Source organism: Chitinolyticbacter albus, from assembly GCF_024437655.1.
Taxonomy (GTDB): Bacteria; Pseudomonadota; Gammaproteobacteria; order Burkholderiales; family Chitinibacteraceae; genus Chitinolyticbacter; species Chitinolyticbacter albus.
This window is the reverse complement of record NZ_JANBVF010000001.1, coordinates 282,670-299,043: the sequence shown is the minus strand read 5'-3', so window position 1 is coordinate 299,043 and position 16,374 is coordinate 282,670. Positions and strand designations below refer to the sequence as shown.

The 16,374-nt window shown below is 64.9% G+C and carries 19 protein-coding genes; 12 read left to right on the top strand and 7 right to left on the bottom strand.

Annotated elements, in window-relative coordinates; translation table 11 throughout:
- Positions 1-9: 9 nt before the first annotated feature.
- Positions 10-1,308 carry a TRZ/ATZ family hydrolase gene (locus NLI84_RS01465; protein WP_255987677.1) on the bottom strand — a complete coding sequence of 433 codons (1,299 nt, stop codon included), beginning with the start codon at positions 1,306-1,308 and terminating at the stop codon, positions 10-12.
- A 92-nt stretch (positions 1,309-1,400) separates the two neighbouring features.
- Entirely contained in the window at positions 1,401-1,592 is a 192-nt protein-coding gene (locus tag NLI84_RS01460) for a hypothetical protein (RefSeq protein WP_255987676.1), read from the bottom strand.
- A 249-nt stretch (positions 1,593-1,841) separates the two neighbouring features.
- Between NLI84_RS01460 and NLI84_RS01455 the strand changes: the two genes are divergently transcribed.
- Positions 1,842-2,840, top strand: coding sequence for a Gfo/Idh/MocA family protein (locus NLI84_RS01455; protein ID WP_255987674.1), 999 nt, complete (start codon positions 1,842-1,844; stop codon positions 2,838-2,840).
- Positions 2,841-2,941: 101 nt separating this feature from the next.
- On the opposite strand, the gene NLI84_RS01450 is transcribed toward NLI84_RS01455, so the two are convergent.
- The 3 genes from NLI84_RS01450 to NLI84_RS01440 all read right to left on the bottom strand — a co-directional run bounded on the left by NLI84_RS01450 (position 2,942) and on the right by NLI84_RS01440 (position 5,918).
- The gene (locus NLI84_RS01450) at positions 2,942-4,546 is read right to left on the bottom strand and encodes a methyl-accepting chemotaxis protein (protein WP_255987673.1); all 1,605 of its coding nucleotides are present in this window, start codon (positions 4,544-4,546) and stop codon (positions 2,942-2,944) included.
- A gap of 145 nt (positions 4,547-4,691) precedes the next feature.
- A complete protein-coding gene (locus NLI84_RS01445) occupies positions 4,692-5,258 on the bottom strand; it encodes a DNA-3-methyladenine glycosylase I (protein WP_255987672.1) in 567 nt (188 codons plus the stop codon).
- A 36-nt stretch (positions 5,259-5,294) separates the two neighbouring features.
- Positions 5,295-5,918, bottom strand: coding sequence for a LysE/ArgO family amino acid transporter (locus tag NLI84_RS01440; RefSeq protein WP_255987671.1), 624 nt, complete (start codon positions 5,916-5,918; stop codon positions 5,295-5,297).
- A gap of 163 nt (positions 5,919-6,081) precedes the next feature.
- Between NLI84_RS01440 and NLI84_RS01435 the strand changes: the two genes are divergently transcribed.
- The 11 genes from NLI84_RS01435 to NLI84_RS01385 all read left to right on the top strand — a co-directional run bounded on the left by NLI84_RS01435 (position 6,082) and on the right by NLI84_RS01385 (position 15,525).
- Positions 6,082-6,627, top strand: a complete 546-nt coding sequence (locus tag NLI84_RS01435) for a GbsR/MarR family transcriptional regulator (RefSeq protein ID WP_255987670.1) — start codon at positions 6,082-6,084, stop codon at positions 6,625-6,627.
- 3 nt (positions 6,628-6,630) lie between these two features.
- Complete coding sequence (locus tag NLI84_RS01430; RefSeq protein ID WP_255987669.1) at positions 6,631-6,903, top strand: hypothetical protein; 273 nt, start codon at positions 6,631-6,633, stop codon at positions 6,901-6,903.
- The gene (locus tag NLI84_RS01425; RefSeq protein ID WP_255987664.1) at positions 6,887-8,482 is read left to right on the top strand and encodes a cytochrome ubiquinol oxidase subunit I; all 1,596 of its coding nucleotides are present in this window, start codon (positions 6,887-6,889) and stop codon (positions 8,480-8,482) included. The genes NLI84_RS01430 and NLI84_RS01425 overlap by 17 nt, the downstream gene beginning before the upstream one ends.
- Before the next feature lie 10 nt (positions 8,483-8,492).
- A complete protein-coding gene (gene cydB / locus NLI84_RS01420; protein WP_255987663.1) occupies positions 8,493-9,629 on the top strand; it encodes a cytochrome d ubiquinol oxidase subunit II in 1,137 nt (378 codons plus the stop codon).
- Between the two features lie 82 nt (positions 9,630-9,711).
- The gene (cydX, locus tag NLI84_RS19205; protein ID WP_148714946.1) at positions 9,712-9,873 is read left to right on the top strand and encodes a cytochrome bd-I oxidase subunit CydX; all 162 of its coding nucleotides are present in this window, start codon (positions 9,712-9,714) and stop codon (positions 9,871-9,873) included.
- A gap of 2 nt (positions 9,874-9,875) precedes the next feature.
- On the top strand, positions 9,876-10,442 hold the full coding sequence (locus NLI84_RS01410) for a flavin reductase family protein (RefSeq protein WP_255987662.1): 567 nt from the start codon (positions 9,876-9,878) through the stop codon (positions 10,440-10,442).
- 194 nt (positions 10,443-10,636) lie between these two features.
- Positions 10,637-11,233: a TetR/AcrR family transcriptional regulator gene (locus tag NLI84_RS01405; RefSeq protein WP_255987661.1), complete on the top strand. Its 597-nt coding sequence runs from the start codon at positions 10,637-10,639 to the stop codon at positions 11,231-11,233.
- A 97-nt stretch (positions 11,234-11,330) separates the two neighbouring features.
- Positions 11,331-12,470, top strand: a complete 1,140-nt coding sequence (locus NLI84_RS01400; protein WP_255987657.1) for an ABC transporter permease — start codon at positions 11,331-11,333, stop codon at positions 12,468-12,470.
- 9 nt (positions 12,471-12,479) lie between these two features.
- The gene (locus NLI84_RS01395) at positions 12,480-13,211 is read left to right on the top strand and encodes an ABC transporter ATP-binding protein (protein ID WP_255987656.1); all 732 of its coding nucleotides are present in this window, start codon (positions 12,480-12,482) and stop codon (positions 13,209-13,211) included.
- On the top strand, positions 13,208-14,122 hold the full coding sequence (locus NLI84_RS01390; protein WP_255987654.1) for an HlyD family secretion protein: 915 nt from the start codon (positions 13,208-13,210) through the stop codon (positions 14,120-14,122). Before NLI84_RS01395 ends, NLI84_RS01390 begins: the two co-directional genes overlap by 4 nt.
- A complete protein-coding gene (locus NLI84_RS01385; RefSeq protein WP_255987653.1) occupies positions 14,119-15,525 on the top strand; it encodes an efflux transporter outer membrane subunit in 1,407 nt (468 codons plus the stop codon). The genes NLI84_RS01390 and NLI84_RS01385 overlap by 4 nt, the downstream gene beginning before the upstream one ends.
- A 34-nt stretch (positions 15,526-15,559) precedes the next feature.
- Here the strand turns inward: NLI84_RS01385 and NLI84_RS01380 are convergent, their stop codons facing one another.
- Together NLI84_RS01380 and NLI84_RS01375 are read right to left on the bottom strand one after the other, a co-directional pair.
- Entirely contained in the window at positions 15,560-16,000 is a 441-nt protein-coding gene (locus NLI84_RS01380) for a DUF2147 domain-containing protein (protein WP_255987652.1), read from the bottom strand.
- Positions 15,997-16,320 (bottom strand): DMT family transporter, encoded by a 324-nt coding sequence (locus tag NLI84_RS01375; RefSeq protein WP_255987650.1) that lies wholly within the window; start codon positions 16,318-16,320, stop codon positions 15,997-15,999. Before NLI84_RS01375 ends, NLI84_RS01380 begins: the two co-directional genes overlap by 4 nt.
- Positions 16,321-16,374 lie beyond the last annotated feature (54 nt).

The window sequence follows — 16,374 nt, the reverse complement described above, 5'->3', positions numbered from 1 at the left end:
GAGGCTGACTCAGGTACGGATGCGATCGTGCCAGCGCCGGGTGCGCTGCTGGATATCGGCCAGATCCAGGCTCAGGTGCCTGTGTTCGGCGTAGACGGCGCGCCCGGCGATCCAGACGTGGCTGACCTGGCTGCGGTCGGCCGCGTACACGAGGTGGGATACCGGATCGTAGCATGGCTGGGTTCCTGCCGCCGACAGGTCGACGGCGATCAGGTCGGCCTGTTTGCCCGCTTCCAGGCTGCCGATGCGATCATCCCAACCCAGCGCGCGTGCGCCGTTCAGCGTGGCCATTTCCAGTGCCTGCCAGGCTGGCAGCGCTTCTGCGTTGCCGCTGGCGCCCTTGGCCAGCAATGCGGCCAGGCGCAGTTCGGCAAACAGGTCGAGCTTGTTGTTGCTGGCCGCGCCGTCGGTGCCGATGCCGACGTTGATGCCCGCGGCGAGTTGCTCGGCGATGCGGGCAAAGCCCGAGGCCAGCTTGAGGTTGGAGGCTGGGTTGTGCGCCACGTTCACGCCATTGCGGGCCAGCAAGGCCAGCTCGTCGTCCGTCGTATGCACCATGTGCGCGGCGATCAGGTTGCCGCCGAGCACGCCGAGGCCCGCCAACCGCGCCAGCGGCCGCACGCCGTGCTCCTTGAGGCTGCCCGTGACCTCATCCTGCGTTTCGTGGATATGGCAATGGATGCCGACTTCCAGCTCGTCCGCCAGCGTGACGACGCGACGGAAGGTATCGTCGCTGACCGTGTAGGGCGCGTGCGGTGCCAGCGTGAAGCCGACGAGGTCTTCGCCCCGGAATTCGTCGATACAGGCCAGGGCCTTGCCGATATAGCCGTCGGCATTGGCGGCATAGGGCGTGGGGAATTCCAGGATGGAGCAGCCGACCATCATGCGAAAATCGCTGGCGAGCGCCGCGCGCGCGACCGCGCCATGATGGAAATACATATCGTTGGCACAGGTGGTTCCGCCGGCGATCATTTCGGCAATGGCGAGCAGCGTGCCGTCGAACACGAATTCGTCGGAAACGTGTTTGCCCTCGGCGGGCCAGATGTGATCGTTCAACCAGGTCATCAACGCAAGATCGTCCGCATAGCCGCGTAGCAAGGTCATTGCCGAATGGGCATGCAGGTTGACAAGGCCGGGCAGTAGCGCGTGCTGCGGCAAACGGGTGATGGTGGCTTCAGGGTAACGGGCGAGGGCAGCGCTGGCGGGAAGCAGATCGACGATGCGTGGCCCGTCGATGATCAATGCATGCGCTTCGAGAACAAGACGTGGCTGGATCGGAATGATCCAGCGAGGCAGCAAGATATGCATGGGCGGCAGATGCAATGGGAAGGATTGCATTGTGCCGCAAAAACAAAAAGCCGACCTTGCGGTCGGCTTTTTGCGATTCGCTTAGAGGCGAATTACTTGGCAGCCGAAGCAGCCGAAGCAGCCGGAGCCGAAGCAACAGCCGAAGCTTCAACCGGAGCCGAAGCAACCGGAGCCGAAGCTTCAACCGGAGCCGAAGCAACAGCGGAAGCGGTATCGACCGGCTTTTCGCCGCAAGCGGTCAGGGCAACGGCGAACAGGGCGGCAATGAACAGGGACTTTTGCATTTTGAATGGCCTTATAGTTTAAAAGGGTAAAAAACCGGATAAGCTCGACGCCATATTGCTATTGGCCAAGAGCCTTGCAGTTGGCGCCGAATTAAATTCAACGGTGCGGATTCTAGCCATAAATGCCGGTAAGCCACATGACGGAAACGCTACACCATGTAACGGCGTGCAACATGAACGGCTAAAGTAGCGCAAGCGATGAACAAGCAGATGCCGATAGAGGCAGGCTAGGGACGGGGAGGCCGGGCGGTGAAACCGTTGCGTATTGGATTATTGGGCTGCGGCGTTGCTGCGCGGGAGTTGCATTGGCCGGCGTTACGCAAGCTCTCGGGCAGGATGCAACTGGTGGCCGTGTGCAACCGGACGGGTGCCAAGGCGCAGGCCTTTGCCGATCTGGTCGGTGGCGTCGATTGGTATGACGACTGGCAGGCCTTGCTTGCGCGCACCGATATCGATGCGGTCGATATCGTGCTACCGGCCACGCTCAACCTTGCGGCGACGCGCGATGCGCTGGCTGCGGGCAAGCATGTGCTGGTGGAAAAGCCGCTGGCGGCCAGTGCGGATGACGCGCGCGCCATGCTGGCGCTGGTGGCGCAGTATCCGCAGCGGGTCACCATGGTGGCGGAAAATTACCGCTATGCGTGGTTCGTGCAGCGGCTGCGGGCGTGGCTGGCCAGCGGCAAGGCCGGGCGGCCTTATGCATTGCACTGGAATGTAATGAACTGCATGACGCCGGACAATCGCTATATCGCGAGCGGGTGGCGCAGCAGTGCGGAGTTTCCGGACGGCTTGCTGCTCGACGCGGGAGTGCATTACGTCGCGGTGGTGCGGGCGTTGCTTGGCGAGATCGTCCGCGCGACGCTGTTGCCTTCAAGAGTGCAGCCGTCGCTGGGCCGCTTTGACGGGGGCAGTTTGCAGTTTCAGACTGAAACCGGTGCACACGGCAGTCTCAATCTCTATTTTTCCGTGGCAGGGCTGCGGGAGCGGCGGCTGTTGTTGCTTGCGGAGCACGGCAGCGCAGAATTCGACGGCGAGCGTTTGTTCATACGCTCATCCGAGGGCGAAACGCAGGAGTTGCGGCCGGACGACGACGGCTACGTGGCCGAGTTCCAGGCATTTGCCGATGCGATTGCCACGGGTCAGCCGCACGGCTCCGGTTTTGACGAAGCCTGGCGCGACATGCAGGTGATCAGCCGCAGTCTGGCGCAGCCCGGTCAGCAGCAGTCCTTTCTGGGGGCCGCGACGTAGGATGCAGCTGTCCGGCGCTGGCGTTCCACTACTCGGCACCCATAAACAAGAAACGGCCGTCAGGCCGTTTCTATTGTGACGTTAGTGCAAGGGAAAGCAGATCAGACCCGGTAGCGGCTGATCGCCTGTTCCATATCGCGGGCCAGTTGCTGCAGTCGCTCCGCCGATTGCGAGGTGTGCCCTGCGGCGGCGCTGTTTTCCTCGGCCATCTGCGCGATGCGTTCCACCACCTGGGCGATGTTATTGCTGGCGGTGCTTTGCTCGCGGATGGCGCCGTTGATGTCGGCCACGCGTGCGACCACCTCGCCCGAGCCCTGGCGGATCTGGCGGATTGCATCGCCTGCCGCACGCGCTTCGCCCACACCTTCCTCCACCTGGCCGACGGCGTTCTGCATCCGTGCCACCGCCGAATCCGCACTCTGCTGGATCGCGAGGATGGTGCTGGCGATTTCCTGGGTGGAGAGCGAGGTGCGCTCGGCCAGCTTGCGCACCTCGTCGGCGACGACGGCGAAACCACGGCCTTGTTCGCCCGCGCGTGCGGCCTCGATGGCGGCATTCAGCGCCAAGAGATTGGTCTGATCGGCGATTTCCTTGATCACCTTGACCACGGCCGAGACATCGGAGCTCTTGGCCTGCAATGCGCTGATTTCCCCGGCGGCGCTGCGTACCGTATCGGCGATGCCGTCGATCTTGGCGACGGTCCCTTCGATCACGCGGCCGCCGTCCTGCGCCAGCTGGCCGGAATGGCGCGAGAGCTGATCGGCTTCGCTGGAGCGGTCGGCCACATGATTGATGCTGACGGTTACTTCTTCCACCGTGGCAGCCATGCTGGATGCGGCTTCACTGGCGTGGTTTGCAGTCTGTGACAGCTCGCCCGCCGTCTGCGACAGCTGGTTGGCCGAGCTGCTCACATCGGCGATCTTGCCGCTGATTTCGCGCAGGCTTTGCTGCATGCGCTCGACCAGTCCGTTGAAGGCGCGCACGGTCTGACCGATTTCGTCATTGCTCGATACCTGAACCCGGCGGGTGAAATCCAGAGACTTACCAATATCGGTCACAGCCTCTTGCATTAGCGACAACGGCTTCTTGATCGCCTGTAGCAGGATGGCGCCAAACACCGCCAGCCCGACCACGGTGGCGATGATGATGATGGTGAACAGGATCTTGCCATTGCGCTGGCTGGCCTCGACCTCAGCGCGATAGCTCTGGCCCAGCTTCACGTTGTAGGAAACCAGCTGCTGCAGTGCGTTTTCCGCTACGTGGGCTTTTTCGCGCATCTTGGTCAGCGCTGCGGCGACATCGCCCAAATCCTCGGCCTGCTTCACGACTTCGGTGGCTGCGGCGTTGAAGGCGGCAAGCTTGGGCTGGAAGTCGCTGAAAAGCTGGCGCTCCTGTGTCGAAGCGATCGTGCTTTCGTAGGTGTTCAGGTTTTCCTGGATGGTTTTGGCATTGCTGGAGAGCGAGGCGGTGAGCTTTTGCTGCAGGCTGGCATCGAACGAGCCACCCAGCTGGTACAGCACCAGTTGCTGAACTTTGTAGCTGTTGTTGATCGAATAGAGCTTCTCCAGCCCGGCTAGCGATTCGTTGGTCAGGTGGGTGATCGAGGTCTCGGTGCGGCTGAGCTGTACGAAAGCAATGCCACCCACCACGCACAAGGCCAGGATGGCCACACCGATCAAAAGCATGATTCTCTGGCTGATGTTCATCGGGGTTCTCCGTAGGGTGACGATCCAATAAGCCGTTACTGTAACTTACAAATTGCGCCCCGAGATACCCGGAATTGCCCTGATATCGATATGCTTTTGTTGTTATTTCTTACGATTTTTCTGGTCGCTGCGGTGGTCACGACGTTCAGTGCTGGGCCGGGGCGCGCCAGCAATCACGCGTGTGATCGTTTACCAAACCTGCTGCCTGCATGAAGGCATAGCAGATTGTGCTGCCAACGAACTTGAAGCCGCGCGCCTGCAGCGCGCGGCTCATGGCATCCGAGACGGCCGTCTTGGCCGGCACGTCGGTCGTCGAGACCGGGTGACCGGGAGGGCGCTCGACGAAAGCCCAGATCCACTCGGCGAAATCGAGGCCTTCGTCGCGCATCTGCAGCCAGGCCTGGGCGTTGCTGATGAAGGCCGCAACCTTGGAGCGGTTGCGCACGATGCCCGGGTCGAGCAGCAGCGCGGCGACCTTGTCGGCGTCGTAGGCGGCGATACGCTCGGGATCGAAGCCGTCGAATACCTGCCGATAGTGCTCGCGTTTCCTGAGTATGGTGATCCAGGACAGCCCCGCCTGGGCGCCTTCCAGGCACAGCAGCTCGAACAGCGCCCGGCTGTCGCGGCAAGGCACGCCCCACTCGGTGTCGTGGTAAGCCTGGTAGAGCGGATCGGTGCCGCACCAGGCACAACGCTTCGGTGATTCGTTCATGGGATCAGCTTAGAACCTGCCGGGCGGCTTGTTGGGTCAAATCAGCCCGGTCTGGCGCAGCAGCGACACGGCGATGGCGAACATCATCGCGGCGATGGCGAGATCGAGTATCCGCCAGGCAGTCGGATTCTTGAACAGCGGCGTCAGCTGGCTGGCGCCGAAGGCGAGCGAGAAGAACCACACGAAGGAGTAGCCAACCGCGCCCAGCAGAAACCAGGGGCGGGCGGCGACGCTTTGTTGCGCGCCTATGCCGCCTACCAGCACGACGGTATCGAGAATCGCATGCGGATTGAGCACGGAAAAACCGAGCCCGGCGAGGATGACCGCGCCGGGGCGGGCGATGCCCTGTTGCGAATTGAGCGCCAGCGTTCCGGGATGAATGGCCTTTTTCGCCGCCATCACGCCGTAGCACAGTACGAATAGCGCGCCGCCCAGCGCCATCCAGAACTGCAGGTCCGGGTAGCGAGCGAGCAGCGCCCCCATGCCCGCCACGCCGGCGCTCATCAGCACCAGATCGCACAGCGAGCAGGTCAGCGCTGTCAGGAACACCTGCTGCCGGGCGATACCCTGGCGCAGCACGAAGGCATTCTGCGCGCCGATGGCCATGATCAGGCTGGCGGACAGCGCGGCGCCGTTGAGTGTGGTGGTGAAAGCTTGCATCGTGAGATAGGACTGGTGGTGCCGCGATGCTAGCCGTTTTGCGGGATGTCGGCCAAGGAAAGCGTGGCTTTGGGAGGAGGGAGAGCAGTGGACGTCCAACCTGGGGCCTTGATCCAGATCAAACTTGTATTTACAATTTTCAAAAATTATTGAAAATTCAAAAATGCAACTTACACCACTGACCGAACGCTTTGTGCTGCACTTTGGCGAGATGGGTAGCCGCTGGGGCATCAATCGCACCGTGGGCCAGATCTACGCCCTACTGTTCATTTCGCCGCAGCCGCTGAACGCCGACGAGATCGCCGAGACGCTGAGCTTTTCCCGCTCCAACGTGAGCATGGGCATGAAGGAACTGATGAGCTGGCGGCTGGCGCGGATGAGCCACCGCTCGGGCGATCGGCGCGAATACTTCGAGGCGCCCAAGGATATCTGGGAGATTTTCCACACGCTGGCTGAGGAAAAGCGCCGTCGCGAGATCGAGCCGACGTTGTCCATGCTGCGCGAGGCGCTGTTAGCCACGCCGCAGACCGACGAGGAACGCCACGCCCAGGCACGCATGCGCGAAATGCACGAGCTGGTCGAGATGGCCACGGTGTGGTTCGAGGAAGTGCAGCGGCTGTCGCCCGAGACGCTGGAAGGCCTGATGCGGCTCGGCGCCAAGGTGCAGAAGGTGCTGGGCTTCACCGACAAGCTGCGCGGCAAGGAATAGCGCGTGCGAGCCGGCATCCTCAAGACCGGCTTGCCGCTGTGGGCGGAAATCACGCTGGTGCTGCTGCTGAAGGTTGCGTTGCTGTGGGGCGCCAAAGCGCTGTGGTTTGCCGAACCGCTCACGCGGACCAAGAAGATGTCGGTGCCGCAGTCGGCCATCAGCCAACAGCTGATCGGGCCGGCGGCGCCACCCCAGGTTGATCCAACCCTGTCCACGCCCGGTACGTTGCCGGTCAAGGACGCCCAGCCAGAGGTATCCCATGCTGCCCGCCCTTGAAGTGGTGGAGCTGTCGCGGCTGCAATTCGGCCTGACGGCGATGTTCCACTTTCTGTTTGTCCCGCTCACGCTCGGCCTCTCCTGGATATTGGTGATCTGCGAATCGGTCTACGTGATGACCGGGCGGGAGGTCTACAAGGACATGACCCGGTTCTGGGGCAAGCTCTTTGGCATCAATTTCGCCATGGGCGTCACCACGGGCATGACGCTGGAGTTCCAGTTCGGCACCAACTGGGCGTATTACTCGCACTATGTGGGCGACATCTTCGGCGTGCCGCTGGCGATCGAAGGGCTGATGGCGTTCTTTCTGGAGTCGACCTTCGTCGGCCTGTTCTTCTTCGGCTGGAACCGGCTCTCCAAGGTGCAGCATCTGGGCGTCACTTTCCTGGTGGCGCTCGGCTCCAACCTCTCCGCGCTATGGATATTGATCGCCAATGGCTGGATGCAGAACCCGGTCGGCGCCGAGTTCAATTACCAGACCATGCGCATGGAGCTCGTCAGCATCGCCGAGGTGATCTTCAACCCGGTGGCGCAGGCCAAGTTCGTGCACACGCTGGCGGCAGGCTACGTGGCAGCGTCGATGTTCGTGCTCGGCGTATCGGCCTGGTATCTCTTGAAGGCGCGCGACACCGGCTTTGCGCTGCGCTCGTTCGCGGTCGCGGCGGGATTCGGTTTGGCCTCCGTCTGTTCGGTGATCGTGCTAGGTGACGAATCGGGCTACACCACCGGCGAAGTGCAGAAGGTGAAGCTCGCCGCGATCGAGGCGGAATGGGAGACCCACCCGGCTCCGGCTGCGATCACCGCCTTCGGCCTGCCCAACCAGGCCGAGGAGCGCACTGACTATGCAGTTCGCATTCCCTATGTGCTGGGCCTCATTGCCACGCGTTCGGTCGACCAGCCGGTGATCGGCATCAAGGCGCTGCGGCGTGAGCACGAGGCGCGCATCCGTAGTGGCATGCTGGCCTACGAGGCGCTGGTGGCCTTGCGCGCCGGCAATCCGTCCGAGGATATGCAGCGTCAGTTTGAGCGCCACAAGGCCGACCTAGGCTTTGGCCTGCTGCTGAAGAAATACACTCCCAACGTGGTCGACGCGACCCCGGCGCAGATCAAGTCTGCTGCCAACGATACGATTCCGCGCGTGGCACCGCTGTTCTGGTCGTTCCGCGTGATGGTGGGGCTGGGCATCCTGTTCCTGTTCATCTTCGCCACGTCTTTCTGGTTTTTGGCCAGGAAAAACCTCGCGCCGCAGCGCTGGCTGCTCAAGCTGGCGGTCGTGGCTATCCCGCTGCCATGGGTGGCCATCATGGCCGGCTGGTTTGTTGCCGAGTATGGCCGCCAGCCGTGGACCATCTCCGGCGTGCTGCCCACCTTCCTCTCGGCATCCGCCGTCGACGCGGGCCAGGTGTGGTTCAGCCTGATCGGGTTGATGACCATGTACGTGCTGCTGTTCGCGATCGAGATGTATTTGATGCTGAAGTACATCCGCCTGGGTCCATCGAGCCTGCATACCGGCCGCTACTTCCGCGAAACAGGGCCCGAGACGCACAGCGCGCTTGTCGCCCAGACCAGCGCCTCCTGAGGAGATCACCATGCTCGACTACGAAACACTGAAGCTGATCTGGTGGGCGCTGATCGTCTTGCTGATGCTGGGCTTCGCCCTTACCGGCGGCTGGGATCTGGGCGTGGCCACGCTGTTGCCGTGGATGGGCCGCACCGACGACGAGCGCCGCGTGGTGATCAACACCATCGGCCCCACCTGGGAGGGCAACCAGACCTGGCTGATCACCTTCGGCGCCGCGCTGTTCGCAGCCTGGCCGCTGGTGTACGCGGCGGCATTCTCAGTGCTCTATGTGGCGCTGATCTTCACGCTGTTCGCGCTGTTCCTGCGCCCTGTTGGCTTTGACTACCGCAGCAAGCTGCCGGACCCGCGCTGGCGCGGTGCCTGGGACTGGGGCCTGTTCGTCGGTGGCATGTTTCCCGCCCTGGTGTTCGGCGTGGCCATAGGCAACCTGTTCCTCGGCCTGCCGTTCCGCTACGACGACACCCTGCGGGTGAGCTATCACGGCGGCTTCCTCGGCCTGTTCAGTGGCTTCACCGTACTCACCGGCGTGCTGGCGGTGGCTATGCTGGCGCTGCACGGCGCGGCCTTCCTCTACCTGAGGAGCGACGCGCGCGTAGCCGAACGGGCACGGCGTGCCATCGTGATCGCCGGCGGGATCACCGCCGCGCTGTTTACGCTGCTGGGCGTGTGGGTGCAATCGCTCCAGGGGTTTGGCATCGCGAGCATTGCCGATGTGAACGGCGTGGTCACGCCGCTGCAGAAGGAGGTGGTACGCGGCGCCGGGCTGTGGCTCGCCAACTACCGTGCGCTGCCGCAACTGTGGTTTGTGCCCGTAGCAGGCATGTTGCTGCCGCTGCTGGCTGGCTTTGCTGCGTGGCTGCGCTGGCGCTGGGCCGCGCTGGCAGCAACTAGCGGTAGCGTGATCGCCATCATCGTCACTGCCGGCATTGCGTTGTTCCCCTTCGTGTTGCCTTCCAGCATCGACCCGGTCTCCAGCCTCACCGCGTGGGATGCCGTCTCCAGCCAGAAGACGCTGACCCTCATGCTGGCGGTAGTTGCGATCTTCGTGCCGCTGATCGCCCTCTATACCAGCTGGGTCTATCGCGTGATGCGCGGCACGGTAACGGTGGAACAGATCCAGCGCGAAACGCATACCAGCTACTGACCGGGCAGGGCGGCTTGCCGCCCGCCGCGCTTTTCCAACGCTGGCCGTTACGGCGGCCTTGTACACATTCAAGGAGAACCCCATGTGGTACTTCGCCTGGATACTGGGGCTGGGCCTCGCGCTCGCCTTCGGCATCATCAACGTGATGTGGCTGGAAAGCCATTACGCCTTTGGCGCCCGCACTGCCGATGCCACGCAGGAAAAGTTCGAGCGCTATCGCAACAAACGCAAGAAGAGGAAGTGACCATGCATCAGGCCGTTGCCGTTCCATTGATCAAAAGCTATTTGCTGCTCAACCACGGCCCGGTGACGCTGGTGACGAGCGCGCACGGCGATGCGCGCAACGTAATGGCCGCCTCGTGGGCGATGCCGCTCGATTTCGATCCACCCAAGGTGGCGGTGGTGATCGATGCCAGCACCCACAGCCGCAAGCTGATCGAAGCGTCCGGCGAGTTCGTGCTCACGATTCCGGCCCGACACCAGGCGGCGATGGTCGAGGCGGTGGGCAACAGCAGCGGGCGCGACCATGACAAGTTTGCGCAGCACGGCCTGATTGCCCATCCGGCGAGCCAGGTGGCCGCACCGCTGATCGAAGGCTGCCTCGCCTGGCTGGAATGCCGGGTGTTGCCCCGGCCAGACAACGAAGCGCGGCACGATCTGTTCCTTGCCGAAGTGGTCGCCGCCTGGGCCGATCCGGCGGCGTTCTCCGCCGGGCGCTGGCACTTTCCCGATGCCGAGCGCACCAGCGTGCATTACGTGGCGGGCGGCCAGTTCTTCGCCACCGGCACGGCTTTCGTCGCCCCCGAAGGCTGAGCGCTGGATGCGGCGGGGCGTCGGCCATGCTGCATTCGTGCTCGGCATGCTGCGGTGGGCGGGCGTCGCTTTTGCCGGCAATGGCGCCTGACTCCGGGTTTCCCGACGTCTGTCTGACTTACGATTGGCTGTCTTGACAACGATTTTCTCTCCGTTCATTGTGCGAATGAATATTCCGTCTTTGAATGGACGCCATGCGCACCCGCAACGAAACCCTCGCCGATGTTCGCCGCGAACAGATACTCGCCGCTGCCAAGCGGGTATTCCGGCTGCGTGGCTTTCATGCGGCGCGGATGGAGGAAATCTGCAAGGAAGCCGAGCTGAGCCCCGGCTCGATGTACCGCCATTTCACCAGCAAGGAAGCCATCATCGACGAGCTGGTCGAGCGCGAATTCGATGAGTATCTCGCGCTGGCCCGGCGTTATCTGGGCAGCGCCGAGGGCATCGCCGCGTTGCGCCATTTCAAGGTCGACGATCTATCCGAACTGCTGCAAAGCGCGCAGGACGATATCGGCGTGGAGAGCTGGGCCGAGATCGCCCGCAATCCGCGGCTGATGCTAAGGGTGGCCGAGCGCGACAGCCAGTTGCGCCAGGAAGTGGTTGTCGCTTTGCAAAAAGCGCAGCAGGCCGGCCTGATCCGGGCCGATCTGCCGAGCCTTGACGGCTTGGCCAATGTGCTCTCGGCGCTGGTATCGGGGCTGCAGGTCGATTTCCATGTGAACCCGGATCTGGACCGGAGCGCGACTTCGGTGGCGCTCGCCGATGTCTTCAGCCTTTATCTGAAACCCTGAATGGCGGATGTGTCGTAAATAGGCATGCCGGCGTTCGATGCGCTTTCTGCGAAGGAATATTCCTTTTTGTGGTCGATGCCGGTTACGGAGGTAGGCGATGGGCAAGGTGTCTTTGGCGCGGGCGTCGCTGCGCTATGAATGGCGACGCTACCTCGCGGCCATCCTGGCGGTGACCTTCGCCGGGCTGCTGATCGTGGTTCAGGTTGCCTTGCTGCTCGGGCTGCTGGGCAGCGTGTCTGCGGTGATCGATGAGTCCGGGGCGCAGGTGTGGATCGGCTACCGCGGCACGCAGAGTGTCGATCTTGGGCGCGGGATAGCCGTGTCGGCTGATCTGGACGCGCGGCTGCATCCGGCCGTGCGCCGGGTGGAAGGGCTGTACCAGGGCTATGGCGACTGGCGGCGCGACGATGGCGTGGCGGTGACCGCTGTCATCAACGGCATCGATGCCCGCCCGGACGGGCTCGCCTACGCCCATCTGCTCGCACCGGCGCAGCGTGCGCTGCTGGAGGAGCCAGGCGCCGTGCTGATCGACGAGGCCGACCGCGACAAGCTCAACGCCTACATCGGAGCGCCGGTCGAGATCAACGGCAAGCGTGCGCGCATCGCCGGCTTTGTCCACGGCGTGCGCGCGGTGGGCGGCGTCACGGTGCTGATGGGGCAGCCGACCTTGCGCTACGTGCTGCAGGACCTCCCCGATCGCAACCAGGATCTGACCTATCTGCTCTTGGCACTGGCGCCTGGCAGCGACGCGGCCCAGGTGGCCGCGCAATTGACCCGCACCGACAGCGGCCGGCGTCATTCGCTGTGGCCGGCCGACGAATTCTCGCTGCAATCGCAGCTTTACTGGCTGTTCGAATCGGGCGCGGGGATAGGCGCCGGCGTTGCCTCGCTGCTGGGCCTCATCGTCGGCGCCGTCATCACCAGCCAGACGCTGGCGTCCGCCATCCTCGCCTCGCTCAAGGAGTTCGCCGCCATGCGCGCGCTGGGCGTGTCGCGCCAGGCGCTGCGCAACATCGTGCTGGAGCAGGCGTTCTGGATCGGTGCCTGCGGCCTTTTGCTGACCGCGCTGCTGTCGAGTGGCATCGGCTTGCTGGCCGACTGGGCCCAGGTGCCCATGCTGTTTCCACCCTGGCTGCTGCTGGGCAGCACCGCCATCATTCTCGCCATCGCCTTGCTGTCGGGCCTGTATGCGCTGCGCCCGCTGTACCAGGCCGATCCGGCGACCCTGTTGCGCTAGGAGGCCGCGATGTCCGAGGTGCTTGTCCGTTGCGAGGCCATAGCCAAGTCGTTCGGCCAGGGCGCGCTGACCCAGCGCGTGATCCGGGAGGCGACGCTGGCGCTGAACGCCGGCGAGCTCACGCTGATGATGGGGCCGTCCGGTTCGGGCAAAAGCACCTTTCTGGCGATGCTGGCCGGCTTGATGCGGCCCGATCAGGGCCGGGTCGAGGCGCTGGGCCAGGATCTGTGGCAGCTCGATGATGCAGCCATCGATCGCTTCCGACTGCAGCACTGCGGTTTCGTGTTCCAGGGCTTCAACCTGTTCGCCGCGCTGACCGCACTGGAAAACGTGGTGTTCCCGCTGCAATACGGCAGCTTGCTGGGCGATGAGGCCAGGCGCCGTGCGCACGCGGCGCTGGAGGAGGTCGGGCTGGGCGAGCGCGCGCATCTGCGCCCGGTGGAGTTGTCGGGGGGCGAGAAGCAGCGGGTCGCGATCGCGCGCGCGCTCGTCAAACAGCCGGAACTGATCTTCGCCGACGAGCCCACCAGTGCACTCGATAGTCACAACGGCAGCGTCGTCGTCGACCTGCTGCACCGTATCGCCCGCGAGCGCGGCGCCATGGTGCTGGTGGTGACGCACGACCCGCGGCTGCACCAGCGCGCGGACCGGTTGATCGAACTCGAAGACGGCCAGATCAAGCGCGACGAGCGCATTGCACAGACCGAACCGGCGCTGGCCGGTGAGCAGGAGCACGCATGACGATACGCAAATGGATGTTCTGGGCTGCCGGCGCTGCCGCCCTGCTTGGATTGGGATTCTGGGCCGTGGCCGGCCGTGACGAGCCGGCGCCGTCGGCGACCCAACCCAGCTGGGTGGCGGTGGCCCGGGGCCGGGTCGATATCGAGGGCGGTGTCGTCAAGCTCGCCGCGCAGCGCGATGGCGTGGTCAAGGCGGTACCGGTCGGAGAAGGAGACCGGGTGCGCGCCGGCCAGGTCCTGGCGGTGCTGGACGACGAGCAGGCCCGGCTGGAGGCGGGGCTCGCCGAAGCGGAATATCGGGCGGCGCAGGCGGAGGCCGCGCCGCCGCGCGCCAAGCTGGCCGCAGCGCGGCGCGAGGTGCAACGGCTGCAGCAGGCCGTGGCCGCCGAGCTCGCGCCGGCCCAGGCGCTCGATGGCGCGCGTGACGAAGTCGCCACGGTGCAGGCGGAGCTGGCGGTGATCGCGGGCCGGGCAGAGGCGCTGCGCCGCAAGTGGCAGGTGGCTGAGCACGAGGTCACCCGGCACACGGTCCGTGCGCCCAGCGACGGCCAGATCGTACGGCGCGATATCCGGCCGGGCGACGGCGTCAGCACGCTCAATGTCACGCCGCTGTTCCTGTTCGCGCCGGCGCGAGCCCGCGTGGTGCGGGCCGAATTCGAAGAGCGCTTCATCACCCAGCTTCAGCCCGGTCGAGCGGTCGAGGTCGCGCTGGAGGTCGATGAGGCGCGGACCTATCCGGGCCGGCTGGCGCGGGTATCGCCCGCGGTCGGGCTGCGAGCGCGTGGCGACGATCCTGGTGAAAAGCAGGATGTCCGCGTCGTCGAAGCGATCGTTACGCTCGATGCGCCGCAACTTCTGATCGGCCAGCGCGTGATCGTGCGTCTGCCGGCCAGCGCCGGAGTAAAACGATGACTTCGCGCATTGCCTGGCCAGGGTTGGCGTTGTTGCTGGCCGGTTGCGCCAGCGTCGTGACCGAGCCGCCGAGCGCGATGCCGGTGGCCCCGGCTGGCTGGCAAGGCACGGCTGTCATCGCGGATACGGCGCCGCCCGCCCAGCCGTGGTGGCGTGACTATGGCGACCCCCAACTGGCTGCCCTGGTGACAGCCGCGCTCTCGGCCAATGTCGATGTCGGCATTGCCACCGAGCGACTGGCGGTGGCACGCGGGCGCCTGGCCGTTGCCGATGCATCTGCCGCTCCGTCGCTGCGCGCGGGGGCTGATGCCGAGCGCGCGCGCGTGCCGCGTCAGCGTTCGCCCGATCTCGATGAAGCGGGAAACCTGTTCTTCTCGGATCTGCCCGGTTACACCGAAAACCGGCGCAGCTTAGGGCTGACGCTCAGCTACGAGCTCGATCTGTTCGGCCGGGTGGCGCGCGCGCGCGTGGCAGGGCAATCCATGGCCGGCGCCGCAGAGCAGGATCGCGAAGCGATACGCTTGCTGGTCGCGCGCGAAGTGGTGCTGGCCTACACCGATCTGCGTCTGGCGCAGGCGCAGGCCGCGCTGTGGCGCCGCAATCGTGCGCTGGGCGAGCGCCAGCATCAGGACGCCGCCGCCCGGATCGGCCTGGGTTTGGCCTCTCGTGCCACCCGCGATGCCGCCGCTGCAGAGCGCGATCAGGCGGCGCAAGGGCTATCGGATGCTCAGCGTGCGGCGGCGCAGGCACATGCCCGGCTGGCGATGCTGCTGGGGCGCGATGCGGCGGCGTTGCGCTTGGATGAGGAAGGATTGCGCTCAGCGCCCTTGCAGGTCACACCGGATCTGCCTGCCACGGTGCTGGCGCGCCGGCCGGATCTGCAGTCGGCATGGCTGCAGGTCGAGGCGCAGCGCATCGGCGTCGAGCTCGCCATGTTGCAGCGCTTCCCGCGGATCAACCTGACCGGCAGCGCGGGTTTTGCCAGCAACGCGCTGGGAAGTTTCCTCACCCATGACTACCTGAGCTGGGCGCTGGGTGCCGGCGTCGACTGGCTGCTGTTCGACGGCGGCCGCACCGATGCCGAAGTCGCCACCGCGCGTGCCGAGCATGCGCTGGCGCTGGCGAACTACCGCAAGGCCATGCTCACGGCGTTGCAGGAAGTGGAGCTCGCACTGGCCGACTGGCAGCATGCCGTGCAAACGGCAGCGCTGGCCGCGGCCGCCGAGCAAAGGGCGCGTCGCCAGCTGGCCGATGCACGCGCCAATCTGGCGCTGGGTCGCGCCGACCGCAGCGCGCTGCTCGACGCCGAGCTTGCGCTCACGACTGCGCAGGCGCACAGCGTCGACAACCAGGCCGAACAATGGCGTGCGTATGCCGCGCTGAGCGCGGCGCTGGGGCGTTAGGCTCGCACCTCAATAGCGGCGGCGAGCGGATCGATCACGGGCAGGTCGGCGCTGCTGCGCGCCAGGGCTCCAGCGCCATGCGCTCGGATAACCACTCGGAACCGACAAAGGCCAGCAGCTCCAGCTGGTCGGGCGCGGTCTGCTTGAGCGTGGCGCGATAGCGTTGAGCCGTCTGCGGATCGTAGACCCAGCCGCCTCGCCATTGATCGGGTTCATCCCGCGTCAGTGCGCCGACCAGGGGCTTACCGCACCAGGAGGGGGCTTCGCGGCGCTGCTGCGCCGACAGTGCCGCCAGCGCTTTCGCATTGGGCAGCTTGCGCAAGACGGCGCACAGCGTGTCGGCCGAGCCATTGCAGGTGCTGAATTCGATCACCGAATCATCGTCGACGAAACGCCACAGGCCGCTGGGGCTGTCGGCCGCGCGGGCCGACGCCGCGGCGAGCAGCAGTGCGACGAGTGCGAGACGGGCCTTCATCGGCTGACCCCGCTCAGGTTGAGGCCCGCAATGCCGGCGACGATCAGCACCAGCGAAGCGATCTTCACGGCGGTCACCGGTTCCTTGAAGTAGAGCATCCCCACCAGCGCGATCAGCGCCGTGCCGATGCCCGCCCAGATGGCGTAGGCGACCGAGATTTCCAGCCGCTTGAGCGCCAGCGTGATAAAGCCCGCGCACAGGCTGTAGCACACGAAGATCAGGATGCTGGGCCAGAGCCGGGTGAACCCTTCGGACAGCTTCATGCTGGTGGTGCCGGCCACTTCGAACACGATGGCAAGGATCAGATAAACCCAGTGCATGCGGGCTCCGCGTAACGGCGCAGCCGCACAAAGCGGCTGCAGTAAGAAGGGCCG